This window comes from Acinetobacter sp. ANC_7553 (assembly GCF_056779895.1).
On sequence record NZ_JBWYIV010000007.1, the window covers coordinates 1 to 17,391 of the forward strand.

The window sequence follows — 17,391 nt, forward strand, 5'->3', positions numbered from 1 at the left end:
ATAGGAAGCGTACTTTGATGCGTCCCCATTCATCGACATGGATTTCTTCTCCTGCAGGTCCCACCACTTTGGCGCGTTGCGGATGGGTGCTAGGTCGATGTTGTAGTGGGTTGTATTCGGGTACGGTTTTGATGTTGCGTCGTTGTAGGATGAGTTCGCTGGCTTGGCGTTCTTGGTCCGTGTGGGTTGCTTGGTTGGTGTCTGTCTTGTGTTTTGGCGTCCATTGGCTGCGTTGTAGCAGTTGTTGGACCTGTTGGTCTAAGTCTTTGGGTAGGTTGTTTTGGTTGTAGTAGCGTTTGCCTACAATGAGGAATTCTTGGTCAGCTCCGCTGTGTTGTTCGATTTCTGGGTGTCCATCGAGTTTGAACCAGTAGCCGACTTGGCTGTCTCTGACGCTGGCTTTGGCGATGAATTGTTTGCTTTGTCCAGCGTAGTAGTCGCTGAGGTGTTGGTTGAGTTTTTCGACTTGGCTGTTGCCTGAGGCGGTGGCTTGGTCTTCGCCTTTGAGGTCTTGGATCCATGCAGGGCTGATGTGCCATGCTTGTTCGAGGCCTAGGCTGGCATTGTCTTGGTGGTCACTGTGTTGGTGTTTGCTTTGGACTGAGCCTGCGCCTTCTTCTTGTTCGAGGGCTGTGGCTTGCCAGCGTTGTAGGTGGACTGCGGTGGGTTGTAGGCTGCGTTGTCCAATAAAACTGGTGATGCTATCAAATTGTTCTGTCGCATCACTGCGGTGGTAGCGAATGTTGCGTCGGTTAAGGGCTTGGTATTGGCTGTTGTCGTCAATCAGGCGGAGCTTTTGTGCTTCGATCGGGCTGTTGTTGCTCGGTACAATCGGTTGGGCTTCATCAATGAGCCAGTTAATGCCTTCACTGCGGAGTAAGCGAGTCAGAAAGTCGTAGTCGCTTTCGTTGCTTTGCATGATGAAGGGTCGGATGTCGTATTGTTGTTGTAGTCCACTGTGGTCTAGGCTGAGGCTCGAGGCAAAGAGTGGGCTTTTGTTTTGCCATTCTTCAAAGAGGATTTCCACCACTTCGACCACGGATTTATTCATAAATACGCGGCTGTTGCGGCGTTTGTGCCACAAGTTTGTTGCATCGTTGAGCGTGAGTTTGTAGAGGGTCAGTGCCCCATCGCTTTGTCCTTGTGAGGCTTCGGTAATGATGCCAGTGGTTCTAAACAGGGTTCCTTGATCGGTGACTTGATCGACGGCCACTTGTGTGCCGATGAATTGTTTGAGTGGAATTAAGGCATTGGTCGAGAGACAGATGAGTTCTGCTTGCACGCCTTCGTTAAGGACATGGCTGCCATCAATGCGTTGTAGGAAGACTTGGCTATTCAGTTGTGAATGACTGAATTGGATGTGGAGGGCTCTGTTTTGGGCAGTTAGACCGAGCTGTTCAATCGTACGCTGAATATTATTGATGAAATTCTTCATGTCAAAATGAGTTAATCATTATTATTTAGATATTCTTAACCCAAATTGTACACGAAAAAATCAATTTTAAACGATATGAATTGTTTCAACCGTTAATTCACGACGGGCTAACCTTTTTTTACCAAATAATGAAATTCTTTGTTCCCATTGTCATCTAAACGTTCTTCTTGCAACAGCAATTCATGACCAAGATGCATACAGAATTTAGGAATATCCCAAGAAGTTGAATTATCTGTTGCAAATACTTCCACCACATCACCAGACTTAGATTTACGAATGGCTTGATGTAACATCATCACCGGTTCTGGACAACGTAAACCACGTGTATTCAACTGGATTTGAGGTTGAACTTGAGAATCAGACATTCAATATCGCCCTTAAAAGATTGGGCGATTATTTTATCATAATTCAATCTTTTCACTCCCAAATTCAGAAAAAGACTCCAAATACAGTGGTCTATGATCAAATAGATCATTAGGAATCAAAATTTTACCAATAGACAAGCGTATTTTCTTCGGTATGATTAAAACTTATTTTTTCAATTGAAGAGTCTTTAGGAAAGATCATGCAAGAGGAATCAGGTACATCGTGGGGTATGCGTGGCTTACGCAAATGGTTAGGCACAGCCCCAGAAACCCGAGATGAACTGTTAAAAATTGTACAAGATTCACGTCGACTACTCGAACCAGATACAGTAGCGATGCTCGAGGGAATCTTTGACCTTCCAGCGACTAAAATTCGTGAAGTCATGACGCCACGAACTTCAATGGTCAGCTTACAAGAAGATGATGAGTTATTGGATATTCTTGATGTTCTCATCGAGTCAGCGCACTCACGTTTCCCTGTATTTTCAACAGATCAACCTGATAACGTCATTGGTATCCTTTTGGCAAAGGACCTCTTACCTTTCTTAAAAGATCGTGATTCGAAAGTAAATGTACATTCGCTGATGCGCCAACCGATCTTTGTGCCTGAAAGCGCGCGTTCTGATCAAGTGCTCCGAATGCTAAAAAACACTCAAACACATATTGCGATTGTGATTGATGAGTACGGTTCTACTTCGGGTTTAGTGACACTTGAGGATATTCTTGAAGAAATTGTGGGTGAAATTGAAGATGAACATGACAATGTCGATGAAGAAGCCAATTTCATCGTTCCAGATCAAACCAGCGACAGTAGTAACACGTGGTTAGTTCAAGCACTTACACCAATTGAACATTTTAACAATGTTTTAAATGCTGAATTTTCCGATGATGAAGTGGAAACTGTGGGTGGACTATTACTGCAAGAAATTGGTTTAGTCAGCGATCTTCAAGGCCAAGTGATTGAATTGGGAGATTGGGAATTTACCATTGTGGAAGCAGATGTCCGTACTATCCATCTGATTCGAGCTGTGCGTAAATGAGAGCCTATTTTCAAAAATTATTGAGTCCTTCAGAAAAACAAAAATCATTACCTTTCATTTATCCACTCCTTATTGCTTTAACAGCAGGTGCGACTTTTAGTCTCGCACTTGCACCTTTTTATTGGTGGTGGCTGGCAATATTATCGCCAGCATTGCTATATGCCACACTCAGTAAGCGAAATCCTAAACAAGCATTCCTCATCGGTTGGACTTACGGTTTTGGTTTATGGTTTGTTGGTGCATTCTGGTTATACACTTCTATCCATGTGTATGGTGATACATCTGCGTTTTTAAGTGTCATCATGATTGCGATTATGGCCTTGGTGATGGGGCTATTTACAGCAATACAAACTTGGATATATCGTCGATTCTTTCCAGAAACACCACTTACTTTTGCCCCTTTATGGGTATTCTTTGAATGGGCAAAAACTTGGGTATTTACTGGTTTCCCTTGGTTATTTGCAGGTTATGCTTTTACCGAGCGTTTCTTAGATAGCTATGCACCTTTATTTGGTGTATTTGCAGTTTCTTTCGTGGTCATTCTCATTGCATCTGCACTTGTTGAACTCCTACGAAAACGCTACTTTTGGGCTATTCCAGTTTCAATTGTATTGCTAGGTGCATGGGGCGCATCCTATTTAACTTTTGTAGAAGAAAAAAAATCAGCACCGCTGAGCGTTTCTTTAATCCAAGGTAATATTCCTCAAGATTTAAAGTGGTTAACTGAGTATCAAGTAAAGACACTTGAAATCTATGCACAATTAACACGATCAGAATGGGGACGTGACTTGGTGGTTTGGCCTGAATCATCTATCCCAATGTTTCAATCAGATATTGAACCATTTTTAGATGCAATGGATCAGCAAGCCAAAAGTACCAACACAGCTTGGGTAACAGGCATTCCTTATTGGGATTTAAATGAATCTAAGGCATTGGGTTATCCGCGTTATTACAACTCCATGATAGCATCTGGTGATGAAGCTACAGGCTTATATAAAAAACAGCGTCTCGTTCCTTTTGGTGAATATATTCCGCTGTCTGGCCTGTTAAGTTGGGTGTTACCTGCGCTTCAAAATGATCCTTCAATGAGCGGTTTTTCACGTGGTCCGCAGGATCAAGCTCCTTTTTCAATTCACAACCACAAATTAGCTGCTGCGATTTGTTATGAGGTTGCCTATCCGAACCTAACCCGACGCAATGCACTAAATAGTGATTTCCTCGTCACCGTTTCAAATGATGCGTGGTTTACGGGTACGGCTGGTCCGTGGCAACATTTACAAATGGTACAAATGCGAGCAAAAGAAAATGGACGCTGGTTTATTCGTGCAACCAATACAGGTGTAACTGCTTTTATCAACCACAAAGGGGAAATCGTCAGCCAAGCCCCAATTGATCAAAAAGCGGTTCTTCGTGGTGATCTACCTGCAATGGAAGGGCAAACTTGGTATACGAGATTCAGTGATTGGCCAATATTGGGATTGTCATTGATTTTATTGGTGATGGGTTGGTTCTTTAGACCACGTGTTGTCGATGTCAGTTTTAAATCTCGTCGATAACACTTGGTTCAAATCAAATATACGTTCTATATCAAAAAAACCGAGCAAATATGCTCGGTTTTTTTAAATTTGTGTTGTGAGGTAAGACAGCATTGCCATCAAACTCAACATCGGAATAGATCGATAAATTTTAATGAGCAGCGCTTCAAATGTTGAAGATACATCAGACAGCGTCAAAACAGATGCTTTAAGTGCACTATAAAAACTTAAAATCGTAATCGCACTAAATACACTAATCGCCATAAATCCGATCATGATTTGACTGCTTGCATCCGCATTTGACCAAAGATCAATAAATAGATGACTGATAGGCAATAAGCTCAAAATAAGCAGTGCAGACTTGAGCACAGTCCAATGAAATAAATTGATTTCATCTGACAATATTAATGCTTTCATCATTCCCCCTTATTATCAAGCTAAGCTGTTGGCTCCATTATGCAGGGAAAAATTAAAATAAAAAGCCTAATTTTCTTCATATTTTCTGTTTCTTGTAACCATTAAATATGGGAATAATTCTTATTATAAATCTCAAAAACCCTTTATTTGTAAACATTATAATTATCAATTATTTGGGTTAATATTTCTAAATAATAAAGATTATCACTTCACTCAATATTTATTAATTCGATTAAGTGAAGTGATTAATACCATGAATGGTTTTTAATAATGATTTTTATTTATGGTGTGTAAAAGATATCAGCATCATTTCCTTCACCACCCTGCTTTCCATCTGCGCCGAATGAATAAAGATCATATGCACGACCTTCCGAACCGGGAATCACATATTGTAAATCATTATCCCAACTATCTTTAGGATAACCACCCTTCACATAACCACCAGGTAACCAATTTTTTGCTGAAGCTGGTTGATTGACCAAGGCATCCAAGCCCCCATCTTGCATCGATGGATATTGGTTATTGTCTAATTTGTATTGATCTAATGCACCTGCAACACCTTTCAGCGTAATGATTGTGGTATCAACCTTCGCTTTCTCACCACGCCCCATGACATTAGGCACAATCAGTGCTGCAAGCACACCTAAAATCACAATCACTACCATCACTTCGATCAGGGTAAAACCAGATTGTTTTCGCATTTTCATCTTGTTTCGCATATTTTCACTCGCTATTTCATTCATTATTAGAATTTATTGAATCTGTTTAAATCATATTGTTCATGTTGACGATTGGCAACATGACAGCAATCACGATCACCAATACAATCGCAGCCATTAACACCAACATTAGTGGCTCCAACAACGCCAATAATGTCGAAATTAATGTGGTAACTTCTCGATCTTGCATCGTCGAAGCTCTTTCTAACATTCGATCCAACTCACCCGAGGCTTCACCACTTTTGATCATTTGCACCATCATCGGTGGAAAATAACCACAGCGTTCAAGTTGCGTCGCCAAATTTCCACCCTCTGTGACCTTTTCAGCCGCGACATTGACTGCATCTCGAATAACCCAATTGCTACTTACTGCTGCACCAATTTTCAACGCGTCGACCAAAGGAACACCAGATTGCGTTAAGATAGATAAGGTACTTGAAAAGCGGGCGGCATTAATACCTCGTGATAGTTTTCCAAATAATGGCAACTTCAACGTGAGACGATCAAAAGCATAATGCCCTGCGGCAGTCCTTAAAAAACGCACCAATAGAAAGAATCCCAACGCCGATGCAACCAATACAAATGGCCAAGCTTGACGTATAAAATCACTGGCTTTCATTAAAGCAACCGTAATCCAAGGTAGCGCATCTTTACTTTGGTCAAAAGTTTTAATGATGTCTGGTACTACATAGGTCATGAGTCCCATTACGATACCGAAAGACATCAACATCAAAATAATAGGATAAATCATTGCACCTTGAATCTTCTTTTGCATCGCAAAGCGATTTTCAGTGTAATCAGCCAATTGATCGAGAATAAGATCTAAGTGTCCTGATCGCTCACCAGCAGCAATCGTTGCAATATAAAGTTCAGGGAATCTGCCAGATTGTTGCATCCCTTGAGCCAAGGAGTGACCTTCTAAAACCTTTGATCTTACAGATAACATCAAATTTTGCACGTGAGCTTTTTCGCTTTGTTTGGCAACTGCTCTTAATGCTTCCTCAAGTGGGATCCCCGCTGCAACTAATACGGATAATTGGCGAGTCATCAAAGCTAAGTCATAAGCTGTAAATTTTTTTTGAAAAAAACCACCAGTTCGATGCTTGTCTTTTTGTTCTACAGCATCAACTTGTACTGGAATCCATTGTTTATCCCGAAGCTGTTGTCGAATCTGTCGGGCTGAATCACCTTCTAGCACACCCTTTTGCTGCTTTCCTGAAGCATCGATGGCAGTATATTGATATGCGGGCATGATAATGCTCTAATTTTCCTAATTATGATGTCTTAAGAGTTGCCTTAGACCGTTCTCTTCATTCATATTGATCACTTGCAACAACTTGAACACTCTATCATAAGCATTGGTTATCCACGATAAGTTTTCACCATATTGATTGACGACTATATATGACAAATATTTCAGAATTAAGCCAAATTGTTTATCGAGTGCGCATCGCGGTGCCAGTTTATCTATATGATTGTTTTGATTATGAAGTTTCTGCAGAACAATACCAAACTATACACATAGGTTGCCGTGTTCTTGTTTCGTTTGGTCGTCAAAACTTAGTCGGAATCGTACTCGAAAAGATCGCACCGGAAACGCCATTAGATCCGAAAATCAAACTGAAACCCATCACTGAAATCTTGGATCTGCAACCCATACTCAATGATACGATCATTCAGCTCGCGCAGTGGTCTGCTCAATATTATCAATTCCCCATTGGGGAAGTCATGCATACCACTTTGCCGACATTTTTAAGGCAGGGTAAACCCTATAATTTATTAGCTCACTCTTGGAAAGTTTTAAATTTAGACGCTGAAAAGAAAGTGGCTCGATCTTTAAAACAACAAGAGGCTTATAAAATTTTAAAGCTACACCCTCAAGGGACTGCCGAGACGATACTGAATTTGAGTGGTGTGGAAACAGCAACATTAAAAGCGCTTGAAAAGAAAGAAATCGTCGAATGTAAATTGATTCAGCAGGACTTTAGTCCTGAACCTGTACAGCTGGCTCAAATGCCATTGACTGCAAATGATGATCAAAAAAAAGCAATTCAATCCATTTTAAAAGCACAAAATCGCTATCAAGCATTTTTACTCGATGGTTTAACTGGTAGCGGCAAAACTGAAGTTTATTTGCAAGTCATGCAAGAGGTTTTACAAAAAGGTCAGCAAGTATTGGTACTGGTACCAGAAATTGGCTTAACCCCTCAAACTATCAGCCGGTTTCAATCTCGCTTTCACTGCAATATTGTCTTGTTGCATTCCGGACTGAATGACACAAAGCGCCTCCAAGCTTGGCAATATGCTCAAACAGGGAAGGCCTCCATTATTCTTGGTACACGCTCTGCGATTTACACCCCCATGCCAAATTTAGGGCTCATTATCTTAGATGAGGAGCATGACCTGTCATTCAAACAACAAGAAGGTTTTCGCTACCATGCACGTGATGTTGCTCTCTATCGCGCTTATTTAGAGCAATGCCCCATTGTCCTTGGCTCAGCAACACCAAGTATTGACTCATATCATTTGGTGGAGCAAAAAAAATTAACGATTCTGAAACTCGATGAACGTGCCGCAGGTGCAAGCTTACCTAAAATTCATTTAATTGATCTAAAGATTGCTCAAAAACAGCATGGTATAAGCGAACAACTCATTAAAGAAATTCAAAAAAGACTCAATCAAGAAGAACAGGTACTGATCTTTTTAAACAGACGTGGTTATGCACCTGTCCTGATCTGCGAAAGCTGTGGATGGCAAGCCAATTGTCCCCATTGTGATGCACATTTTACGCTTCATAAAAAACCATATGAGCACCTGCATTGCCATCACTGTGGGACAATTAATCGACTGCCTGATCAATGCCCCTCTTGTCAGCAACTCACCTTGAAGCCTATTGGAATGGGCACGGCAAAAGTTGAAGAGAATTTACAACTTTTATTTCCAGACTTTCCTGTGGTCAGAGTAGATCGTGATTCCACGAGCCGTGTCGGGAGTTGGCAAAAAATTTACGAGCAAATTCATCAAAGTAAACCGATGATTTTACTTGGTACGCAAATGTTAGCCAAAGGTCATCACTTTCCGTATGTAACCTTAGTTGCAATCTTAGATATTGATAGTGGCCTACTCAGTGTTGATTTCAGAGCAACGGAACGAACAGCCCAATTGATTGTTCAAGTTGCAGGTCGTGCAGGACGAGGTGAAAAAAAAGGTGAGGTTTATCTACAAACTTTACGACCTGATCACCCTCTACTCAACACGCTCATTAATAAAGACTATCGTGCTTTTGCTCGTGAAACACTTCATGATCGTCAAGCTGCTTTACTCCCTCCAATGCGCTATGCAGCATTAATACGTTGTGAATCGCGTAGTCAGGAAGAAAATCTCAATTTTTTAACCAATATGACACAATCGCTCCAACAACATACTGGTGAGCTGATTGAGATTTGGGGTCCAATTCCTGCGCCAATGGAGCGAAAGGCTGGGCGTTATCAGGCACATGTGGTTTTATTGTCATCAGATCGTGCAAAAATGCATTTCTATATACGAGAATGGTGGCCATTCGTGCTTCAACAAAAACCTTCAACGATGAAGCTCAGTATTGATATAGATCCTCAAGAGCTAAGCTAATCATGAATAGAGTTAAATTATCAAAGTCGAAGACCTGAATTAAATTTACACAGCTAAAGCAGACACGATTACAATTTCATCAGTCCAACATTCCACTTTAGGGAAGGCCAATGCCATTGTTGTTACAAATCACAATTTTTCTAGCTGCCGCATTAATTTTTGTTCCGCTCGGAAAAAAAATTGGTATTGCGACAGTCTTAGGTTATTTGTTTACAGGAATATTACTTGGTCCAAGTGCATTGAATGTGACCAATGATGCCGAAACATTGATGAAATTAGCTGAGTACGGCGTGATTTTTTTGATGTTCTTAATCGGCCTAGAATTACGCCCTCAGCGCTTGTGGAATATGCGTCACTCTATATTTGTGATTGGAAGTGCTCAAGTCTTGATCACAGGTATAATTCTTGTCGCAACCATTTGGCTGTTCTTCCAACAGCATCTTGCCGCTAGTGTCGTAATTGGTCTTGCCCTTGCTTTATCATCTACAGCATTTGTCATGCAATTACTTGCAGAAAAGCAGCAGCTGAATACCGCGCATGGTCAGCAATCTTTCTCTATTTTACTGTTTCAAGATATTGCCGCTATTCCTTTACTCGCCCTGATTCCCCTACTCGCGGGAAATCAGTCTACACATCATGGTATTGCTTATTTTGCCGCTGTTGTTGCAACGTTTACTGGCTTATTTTTATTTAGTCGCTATGTAATGCGACCATTTTTTAGATTCATTGTACAGAGCGGTGCAACTGAACTCATTACGGCTGCTGGACTCTTCATTGTTTTAGCTGTCGTTATGTTTATGGATATGCTCGGATTAAGCACCACGCTCGGTGCTTTTCTGACAGGTGTGTTACTCGCGGATTCTGAGTTTCGCCATGAACTGGAATCGAGCATTCAACCCTTCAAAGGTTTATTACTCGGTTTATTCTTTATGAGCGTAGGCATGATGACACCGATTGATCTCCTCGTAGATCAGCCGCTATTCATTTTTGGTGGGGCATTCGTGCTGATCATCATAAAAATATTAAGCATGGTTGCAATCGCACGATATTTTAAATTTCAATGGAAAACCAGTGTATTGATTGCCATTTGTCTTGCTCAAGGAGGAGAATTTGCTTATGTGATCTTAGCTGTTGCGAATACCGAAGGTTTAATTACTCAAGCAGTGTTATCCCCTACGATTCTGATCATTGCAAGTTCGATGGCACTCACCCCTGTCATTTTCTGGCTTGCACAACGATGGCTCATTCCATATCTTGATCGAAAGACTGATAGCGCTGAAGATGTCCCATTACCAGACACTCATTCAACATTAATCATTGCAGGTTTTGGACGCGTCGGACAAATAGTGGCGCGCGTTGCTTATCTCAATCATGTCAGCTTTACAGCCATTGATAATAATTTAGAAAAAATTGATTTTGTGAGAAAGTACGGTGGTAAAATTTATTATGGAGACGCCTCCTCCCCTGATTTATTGAGATCTGCAGGCATCGAGCATGCTAAGGCATTTGTACTTGCTGTAGACGATGTGGAAATGTCGATGAATATTGCTCGCCATTTACGTTTGAATTATCCAATGCTCAAACTCATCGTCCGTGCCCGTGATCGACATCATATGCATTTACTTAAAGACTTAGGCATTGAGCATATTTGGCGTGAAACTTTTCTATCTTCACTCGGTATGGCATTTCGTACCTTAACCGCGTTAGGTTTAAGTCAAGAACATGCTCAACATAGTATTGAAATATTTAGAGACTATGATGAGCGTCTATTAGCTGAGCAACAACGCATCTATACGGATGATCAAAAAGTCTTTGAAAGCTATCGAAATTTCTTAGCGGAACTCGAACAAATTTTTGAAAATGATGCTCAACAACATCAACCACTTTCAGAAAGTTTAGATGAAACCATTGATTCTGAAGTAAGTTCTATAGAACGACGCGCTAAGCACTCGCAAAACCAAATTAATGTTTGTCGAGATGAAGAATTTTAACTTGTGATTTACAATATCGTCACCATCTAGACAGGGATTTGGAGAATTTTATGTCTGATTTACGTCAACGTTTTTTTATTGATAACAGCCCTGTTCGTGGTGAAGTCGTACATCTTGAAGATGCGCTTAAAACAATTTTAGCGCAACGCGCCTATGCACCTGCGATTCAAATTTTATTGGGCGAAATGCTCAGTGCGACTGCATTGTTGGCCAGCACACTTAAAATTAAGGGACGTATTAGCCTCCAAATTCAAGCTTCTGGCACCTTAAAATGGGCTATGGCTGAATGTAATCACCTCGGTGAAGTACGCGGATTAGCTGAATATGAAGCTGATCCACGTTTTGAAGAAGCATCAGACAGCAGCATCGTTCTGAAAACTTTGGTCAGTCCAGTTTTATTTATTAATATTGAACCTGAATTTGGCGAACGCTATCAGGGTATCGTGCCTTTAGATCAGCCGAATTTAGCTAAATGCCTCATGCAGTATTATGATTTATCAGCCCAAATCCCAACCAAGATCGTTTTAGCTAGTACTGCTCAACGCGCTGGGGGTCTTTTGATTCAATTGTTACCGCGTAACAATGATGAAGAGCAGCAAAAGGTTGATGAAGATATCTGGCCTCGTCTAACCATGCTCACCGAAACTTTAAAAACAGATGAACTTACTGAGCTGGATGCGCAAGAAATTTTGTATCGCTTATATAATGAAGAAGAAGTCAGACTACCTGAAGCTGAACAACTTCAATTTGGCTGTACATGTTCTAAAGAGCGTTGCTCTACAGCATTAATTCAGGTGGGTGCTGAATCTGTGCGTGAAATTTTAGAACAACAGAACCCTATTACCATGGACTGTCAATTCTGTAACACTCAATACAGATTTACTGCTGAAGAAGCACTCGGTCTATTCGGCGAGCACCTCAGTTAATCCTAAACAGTTCTCTTCGAAAATCAGCAAGTTTTACTTGCTGATTTTTTTTGGTTGTAAGAAATTGAAACAATTATTCACCATCTGAACATATTGTAGTCTTCGAAAGTCTGCTCATAATGATTAAAAGTTAATCAACGGTTATTTTTGCTTAATGGCAAATAATTATTATGAGGAACTCGGACTAGATCGCGATGCGAGTCCTGAGGAAATAAAAAAATCATATCGAAAACTGGCTCGGAAATACCATCCCGATATCAGTCAAGCACCTGATGCCGAAAAAAAAATGCAGGCGATTAATACTGCGTATGACACATTAAGTGATCCTTTAAAAAAACAAGAGTACGATCAACAACTCGATCAGTTGAATAGTCAGTCTCCTTTCTCGGATAGTGAAAACCATACAAATCATGAATTTTCTGGCTTTGAAGATTTGTTTGGGCGTTTTGGAACAGGTTTTGGTGGAGGTTATGCACAGCGCTCACACCAATATAAATCCCAGCCAATTCGTGGTGAAGATCAACATGCCAGTATAGAAGTGCCCTTACAAGTCGCTTTTGAAGGTGTCACTCAATCCATCCAATTGCGTATACCCACTTTTAATGCATATGGACAACCTGAAGTTCAGCGAAAAACCCTTGAAATTAGAATCCCGAAAGGGATGAAAAACGGTCAACAAATTCGACTCAAAGGTCAAGGACAAGCTGGTTTATCGGGGGGTGAAAATGGAGATCTTTATATACAGATCCATTATCAAACCACTGACAGCATATATGTCGATCAGGCAGACATTTACTATCACATTAACATTAGTCCTTGGGAAGCTGCTTTAGGCCAAGACATCGAGCTAAAAACCCCCTCTGGAAAGATTAAAGTCAGCATTCCTCAACATACAATTTATGGCAAACAACTCCGTATTAAAGAAAAAGGGATTCCATCTTCCCCCCCGGGACACCTTTATCTAATCCTGAATATTGTTTATCCAAGAGCAGAATCCCCGCAGCAAAAACAGGCATATGAGCAATTTGCTCAAGCATTTACACATTTCAACCCTCGTGATGAAGGAGGTGAATCATGACAACGATTCAGTACCGAGAAGTGTACAAAAATGGATATTTAGAGGCTGAAATCATTGATGAACAATATATTTTTGATTTAAAGCATTTTGCCCAAGCATGTGGACAAAGTCCTGAATGGGTTTTGCAATTACTTGAATATGAGATTCTACCTGCTCGTTCTGAGCAAAAAATCCATCAATTTTTTGGTGAAGAACTTACTCGAGCACGGAGAGCTTATCGCTTGCAACGGGATTTTGAAGCAAGTCTCCCTGCCGTCGCCATGATGATGGATCTGATAGATGAAGTACAACAATTGCGCAAGCAAGTGAAATACTTCAAATAAAGCAAGCCCACATAAATGCATGTACTGTTACATGCATTTATTTTTTATTGATTAGAATGAAAGGATTAAACCATCAATGAAAGTTAAAGAATGCAATAAAAAGCTGAAAAACCTTTTCCCTGAGTTCCGTGAACTTATTCAGCCTTTAAGAGAAGAAAACCCTCACTTCGCTAAAATTTTCGAGGAACATGAAACGCTAGATCATGAAATTACGCATTTGGAACTAAATCCAGTTAATGTAATTAATGATGATATTGAGTTTCTAAAGCGAAAAAAACTTAAATTAAAAGATGAAATGTATCGTTTGCTCAAACAAGCGCAGACGAACCTTACCCAGTAATTTCAATTTAATATTATAAAATAACGGTGAATCTGGCACTTATCATTCTGACTTAAAGCATAAGTGCCTTATATGACGTTGACTATTTTAATCGAGTCCAACGTCCCATTTCTCGGAGCGTACCTTTCAATGTTTTTTGAATCGGTTCATACTCCAAAAATGCAAACAAACCGAGTTGTTGCTGCTGGTTTTGTTGAGCCAACAATTCCATCACACTTTTTTCACCGCGCCCGACCATTTGTCTACGATAAAAATACCAAATTAACAAAAGTGTTGTCACACACATGGCTGTGAGCATATACCAAAAGCCATGCGGTGAGTTTAATCCTGGAATAAATTCAAAATTCATTCCGTAAATACCTGTAAGAAGAGTCAGTGGTGCAAATACAGCGGTGATAATTGCTAAAATTCTCATATTTTCATTGGTTTGATTGGCCACTGCTGAAAAGTGCAAATCGATGGCGGCTTGTACTGCATGGTTTAACCGAACACTGTGCTTTTGTATTCTTTCAATATGGCTAATTAAATCATCCATTCGGACGAGCATTAAATTTTGCTTCTCTGCCTTACGTTTAGCTTTAATATGATGATAATTTTCGACAATTTCATCTCTTAATTCTTGTAGGCATTCAACCTGTTCTTCACACAAATTTTCAACTTGTTGAAAAGCCGTGATCTCTTGCAGCAGCTGATTCCATCGATTAAATTTTTGATTTCCTTGTAATAGTTCTTTTTGCCAAAATTCCACACGTTTGGTTAGTGGTACACGTAAACCTAAATAGCCATCCACCATCATATTCAGTAATCTAAGCGCAATATCTACAGGGCTCTGTGCTAATTTTCGTGGAATATTCTGTTGCTCTATAGGTCGTGTTTGAATCGCCTGTACTCTTTCAAGATATGTTTCAAATACACGATTACCTCGTTCATGCACTGTGATTAAAACATTTGATGTCATGACAAAACTTACCGGCGTTGTAACAATGTCCGCAGTTTGTTGCTCAGCTGAATGACCATTCTGAATTTGTATGTGGTCATCTGGGGTGATTAATTTTTTAAAGATCAACAAATCATAATCATCTAATGCATCAAATACGCAAGGATGCTCAAGGTTTTGAATATCTTTAAGATGAAATTCGTTCAACAGAATTCCAGTGTTCTCAAAAATATATCGTTGCCACGTCTCTGTATTTTGAATCAATTCGTGGCGTTCAAAACTCAACCATATAAATTCTGCATCAACATCAGTCGATAATGCTTCACTCAGATAAATATACCCGTCATCTTGATGATAATAATAATTAAACTTTTGCATTTTAGTTATTTTTAAATGAGAACATTTTGATCATGCCATAAAAAAAGCCTTGTGTAGCACTCGTTTAAACGAAGCACCACACAAGGCTTAGAATTAGCTTAAATGATTAAGCTTGTTCAATGTCTTTCATTGTAAGTTTGATACGACCACGGTTATCAACATCCGCAACTTGTACCTTAACTTCTTGACCTTCAGTAAGAACGTCTGTCACATTCGCAATACGCTCGTTCGAGATTTGTGAAATGTGAAGCAAGCCATCAGTACCAGGAAGGATATTGACGAACGCACCGAATTCAACGATACGAATGACTTTACCTGTGTAAATTGTACCTGGTTCAATTTCTGCTGTAAGCGCTTGGATTTTCGCTACTGCAGCCATTGCCGCTGCTTTAGTTTCACCAAATACACGTACTGTACCGTTATCTTCGATATCGATCGCTGCTTTGGTTTCTTCAGTGATTTGACGAATAGTTGCGCCGCCTTTACCAATCACGTCACGGATCTTATCAGGATTGATGCTGATCACTTGGAATGTTGGTGCGTGCATTGAGATTTCAGGACGAGCACGTGAAATCACTTGATTCATCTCATTCAAGATATGCATACGACCTGCATACGCTTGATTCAATGCAACTTCCATGATCTCTTCAGTAATACCTTCGATCTTGATGTCCATTTGAAGTGCAGTAATACCGTTTGCAGAACCTGCTACTTTAAAGTCCATGTCGCCAAGGTGATCTTCGTCGCCTAGAATGTCTGAAAGAACTGCGAAACGTTCACCTTCTTTCACTAGACCCATTGCAATACCTGCAACTGGCGCTTTAAGTGGAACACCTGCATCCATAAGTGATAAAGAAGCACCACACACAGACGCCATTGAAGACGAACCATTCGATTCAGTGATGTCAGATACGATACGAATCACGTACGGGAAGCGATCAGCTGGTGGAAGAACTGCTTGAACACCACGGCGTGCCAAACGACCATGACCAATTTCACGACGTTTAGGACCAGATTCACGACCAGTTTCACCTACAGAGTATGCAGGGAAGTTGTAGTGAAGCATGAAGTTATCAGTTTTTGTACCCGCTAAGGTATCTACCATCAACGCATCACGTGTATTACCTAAAGTCGTCGTTACTAACGCTTGAGTTTCACCACGTGTGAACAATGCAGAACCGTGCGCACGATCTAACACACCAACTTGTACGTCGATTGCACGAACAGTTTTAGTATCACGACCATCAATACGTGGTTTACCAGACAAGATATTGTCACGAACTGTACGATATTTAAGGTCTTCAAATAATTCGTTAACTTCGTCAGCAATACCTGTTTCATCATTTTCAGGAACGAATTGCGCAATTGCTTCAGCATGAAGTGCATCAAGTGCTGCATAACGGTCTTGCTTAACCGCAATCGTGTATGCTTCAGAGATTTTCGCTTCAAATGCTTCTTTTAATTTTGCTTGAAGTTCTTCATTTTTAGTTGGTGCAGTCCAAGTAGACTCTGTTGCACCCGCTGCTGCTGCGAATTCTTTGATTGCTTGAATTGCAATTTGCATTTCATCGTGACCAAAAAGAACTGCACCCAACATTTGGTCTTCAGAGAGTTCTTTAGCTTCTGATTCAACCATAAGTACAGCAGCTTCAGTACCTGCAACAACAAGATCAAGATCAGATTGAGCAAGTTGTTCATGACTTGGGTTAAGAACGTATTCACCGTTAATTAAACCAACGCGTGCAGCACCAATTGGACCACGGAATGGTGTACCTGCAATTGCGAGTGCAGCAGAGGTACCTAACATTGCAGCAATATCAGCTTCCATAGTTTTGTCAGATGATACAACTGTTGCAGTCACTTGGATTTCGTTGTAATAACCTTCTGGGAACAACGGACGAATTGGGCGGTCGATCAAACGTGAAATTAAAGTTTCAGCTTCAGATGCACGGCCTTCACGCTTACCATAACCACCTGGGATACGACCTGCAGCATATTGTTTTTCTTGGTAGTTAACAGTCAGTGGGAAAAAGTCTTGACCTGCTTTCGCAGTTGGTTGAGCAACAACAGCAACCAATACAGTCACACCACCCATGGTAATCACAACAGTATTTGCTTGACGCGCCACACGGCCTGTTTCAAGCACAACTTGGTGCTGACCGAATTGGAATTCTTTACGAATAATATTAAACATCGACATGTTCTATTTTTTCCTGATTTTATTCTAGTGGAGACCCCTAAGGTTTGGCATTCACAACACAGGTTTTAAATGACAAAGCT

General features: G+C 40.5%; 15 protein-coding genes. 8 read left to right on the forward strand and 7 right to left on the reverse strand.

Annotated elements, in window-relative coordinates; translation table 11 throughout:
- Positions 1 to 1,435, reverse strand: a 1,435-nt coding sequence (locus tag AC1M9I_RS06815; protein ID WP_481610846.1) for a type VI secretion system Vgr family protein, incomplete at its 3' end; no start/stop codon positions are given.
- A 107-nt stretch (positions 1,436 to 1,542) separates the two neighbouring features.
- Entirely contained in the window at positions 1,543 to 1,800 is a 258-nt protein-coding gene (gene tusA, locus AC1M9I_RS06820) for a sulfurtransferase TusA (protein ID WP_035264077.1), read from the reverse strand.
- A 200-nt stretch (positions 1,801 to 2,000) separates the two neighbouring features.
- Between tusA and AC1M9I_RS06825 the strand changes: the two genes are divergently transcribed.
- Complete coding sequence (locus AC1M9I_RS06825; RefSeq protein WP_035264074.1) at positions 2,001 to 2,840, forward strand: HlyC/CorC family transporter; 840 nt, start codon at positions 2,001 to 2,003, stop codon at positions 2,838 to 2,840.
- A complete protein-coding gene (gene lnt, locus AC1M9I_RS06830; protein ID WP_481610847.1) occupies positions 2,837 to 4,396 on the forward strand; it encodes an apolipoprotein N-acyltransferase in 1,560 nt (519 codons plus the stop codon). Before AC1M9I_RS06825 ends, lnt begins: the two co-directional genes overlap by 4 nt.
- 63 nt (positions 4,397 to 4,459) lie before the next feature.
- On the opposite strand, the gene AC1M9I_RS06835 is transcribed toward lnt, so the two are convergent.
- From AC1M9I_RS06835 to gspF, 3 genes are all read right to left on the reverse strand, one after another.
- Positions 4,460 to 4,792, reverse strand: coding sequence for a hypothetical protein (locus AC1M9I_RS06835; RefSeq protein ID WP_481591450.1), 333 nt, complete (start codon positions 4,790 to 4,792; stop codon positions 4,460 to 4,462).
- A 281-nt stretch (positions 4,793 to 5,073) separates the two neighbouring features.
- Entirely contained in the window at positions 5,074 to 5,499 is a 426-nt protein-coding gene (gspG, locus tag AC1M9I_RS06840) for a type II secretion system major pseudopilin GspG (protein WP_228143111.1), read from the reverse strand.
- A gap of 58 nt (positions 5,500 to 5,557) precedes the next feature.
- On the reverse strand, positions 5,558 to 6,763 hold the full coding sequence (gspF, locus tag AC1M9I_RS06845) for a type II secretion system inner membrane protein GspF (RefSeq protein WP_481610848.1): 1,206 nt from the start codon (positions 6,761 to 6,763) through the stop codon (positions 5,558 to 5,560).
- A gap of 152 nt (positions 6,764 to 6,915) precedes the next feature.
- Between gspF and AC1M9I_RS06850 the strand changes: the two genes are divergently transcribed.
- The 6 genes from AC1M9I_RS06850 (at position 6,916) to AC1M9I_RS06875 (ending at position 13,796) form a co-directional block, all read left to right on the forward strand.
- Positions 6,916 to 9,138, forward strand: coding sequence for a primosomal protein N' (locus tag AC1M9I_RS06850; protein ID WP_481610849.1), 2,223 nt, complete (start codon positions 6,916 to 6,918; stop codon positions 9,136 to 9,138).
- A 110-nt stretch (positions 9,139 to 9,248) separates the two neighbouring features.
- A complete protein-coding gene (locus AC1M9I_RS06855) occupies positions 9,249 to 11,129 on the forward strand; it encodes a monovalent cation:proton antiporter-2 (CPA2) family protein (protein ID WP_481610850.1) in 1,881 nt (626 codons plus the stop codon).
- Positions 11,130 to 11,179: 50 nt separating this feature from the next.
- Positions 11,180 to 12,055 carry an Hsp33 family molecular chaperone HslO gene (hslO, locus tag AC1M9I_RS06860; RefSeq protein WP_092767221.1) on the forward strand — a complete coding sequence of 292 codons (876 nt, stop codon included), beginning with the start codon at positions 11,180 to 11,182 and terminating at the stop codon, positions 12,053 to 12,055.
- Positions 12,056 to 12,209: 154 nt separating this feature from the next.
- Positions 12,210 to 13,133, forward strand: coding sequence for a DnaJ C-terminal domain-containing protein (locus tag AC1M9I_RS06865; protein ID WP_481593266.1), 924 nt, complete (start codon positions 12,210 to 12,212; stop codon positions 13,131 to 13,133).
- Positions 13,130 to 13,456 (forward strand): chaperone modulator CbpM, encoded by a 327-nt coding sequence (locus tag AC1M9I_RS06870; RefSeq protein ID WP_179998835.1) that lies wholly within the window; start codon positions 13,130 to 13,132, stop codon positions 13,454 to 13,456. The genes AC1M9I_RS06865 and AC1M9I_RS06870 overlap by 4 nt, the downstream gene beginning before the upstream one ends.
- A gap of 76 nt (positions 13,457 to 13,532) precedes the next feature.
- A complete protein-coding gene (locus AC1M9I_RS06875; RefSeq protein ID WP_035264053.1) occupies positions 13,533 to 13,796 on the forward strand; it encodes an HP1242/YdcH family protein in 264 nt (87 codons plus the stop codon).
- An 82-nt stretch (positions 13,797 to 13,878) separates the two neighbouring features.
- On the opposite strand, the gene AC1M9I_RS06880 is transcribed toward AC1M9I_RS06875, so the two are convergent.
- Both AC1M9I_RS06880 and pnp read right to left on the reverse strand, forming a co-directional pair.
- Complete coding sequence (locus AC1M9I_RS06880; protein ID WP_481593265.1) at positions 13,879 to 15,111, reverse strand: magnesium transporter CorA family protein; 1,233 nt, start codon at positions 15,109 to 15,111, stop codon at positions 13,879 to 13,881.
- Positions 15,112 to 15,217: 106 nt separating this feature from the next.
- A complete protein-coding gene (gene pnp / locus AC1M9I_RS06885; RefSeq protein ID WP_180028184.1) occupies positions 15,218 to 17,305 on the reverse strand; it encodes a polyribonucleotide nucleotidyltransferase in 2,088 nt (695 codons plus the stop codon).
- Positions 17,306 to 17,391 lie beyond the last annotated feature (86 nt).

Excerpts from the sequence above, each read along its gene's own strand:
- AC1M9I_RS06865 (WP_481593266.1), top strand. The coding sequence starts at position 12,210 with ATGGCAAATAATTATTATGAGGAACTCGGACTAGATCGCGATGCGAGT.
- AC1M9I_RS06875 (WP_035264053.1), top strand. The coding sequence starts at position 13,533 with ATGAAAGTTAAAGAATGCAATAAAAAGCTGAAAAACCTTTTCCCTGAG.
- tusA (WP_035264077.1), bottom strand. The coding sequence starts at position 1,800 with ATGTCTGATTCTCAAGTTCAACCTCAAATCCAGTTGAATACACGTGGT.
- hslO (WP_092767221.1), top strand. The coding sequence starts at position 11,180 with ATGTCTGATTTACGTCAACGTTTTTTTATTGATAACAGCCCTGTTCGT.
- AC1M9I_RS06870 (WP_179998835.1), top strand. The coding sequence starts at position 13,130 with ATGACAACGATTCAGTACCGAGAAGTGTACAAAAATGGATATTTAGAG.
- AC1M9I_RS06825 (WP_035264074.1), top strand. The coding sequence starts at position 2,001 with ATGCAAGAGGAATCAGGTACATCGTGGGGTATGCGTGGCTTACGCAAA.
- lnt (WP_481610847.1), top strand. The coding sequence starts at position 2,837 with ATGAGAGCCTATTTTCAAAAATTATTGAGTCCTTCAGAAAAACAAAAA.
- AC1M9I_RS06880 (WP_481593265.1), bottom strand. The coding sequence starts at position 15,111 with ATGCAAAAGTTTAATTATTATTATCATCAAGATGACGGGTATATTTAT.
- pnp (WP_180028184.1), bottom strand. The coding sequence starts at position 17,305 with ATGTTTAATATTATTCGTAAAGAATTCCAATTCGGTCAGCACCAAGTT.
- AC1M9I_RS06835 (WP_481591450.1), bottom strand. The coding sequence starts at position 4,792 with ATGAAAGCATTAATATTGTCAGATGAAATCAATTTATTTCATTGGACT.
- gspF (WP_481610848.1), bottom strand. The coding sequence starts at position 6,763 with ATGCCCGCATATCAATATACTGCCATCGATGCTTCAGGAAAGCAGCAA.
- AC1M9I_RS06855 (WP_481610850.1), top strand. The coding sequence starts at position 9,249 with ATGCCATTGTTGTTACAAATCACAATTTTTCTAGCTGCCGCATTAATT.
- AC1M9I_RS06850 (WP_481610849.1), top strand. The coding sequence starts at position 6,916 with ATGACAAATATTTCAGAATTAAGCCAAATTGTTTATCGAGTGCGCATC.
- gspG (WP_228143111.1), bottom strand. The coding sequence starts at position 5,499 with ATGAAAATGCGAAAACAATCTGGTTTTACCCTGATCGAAGTGATGGTA.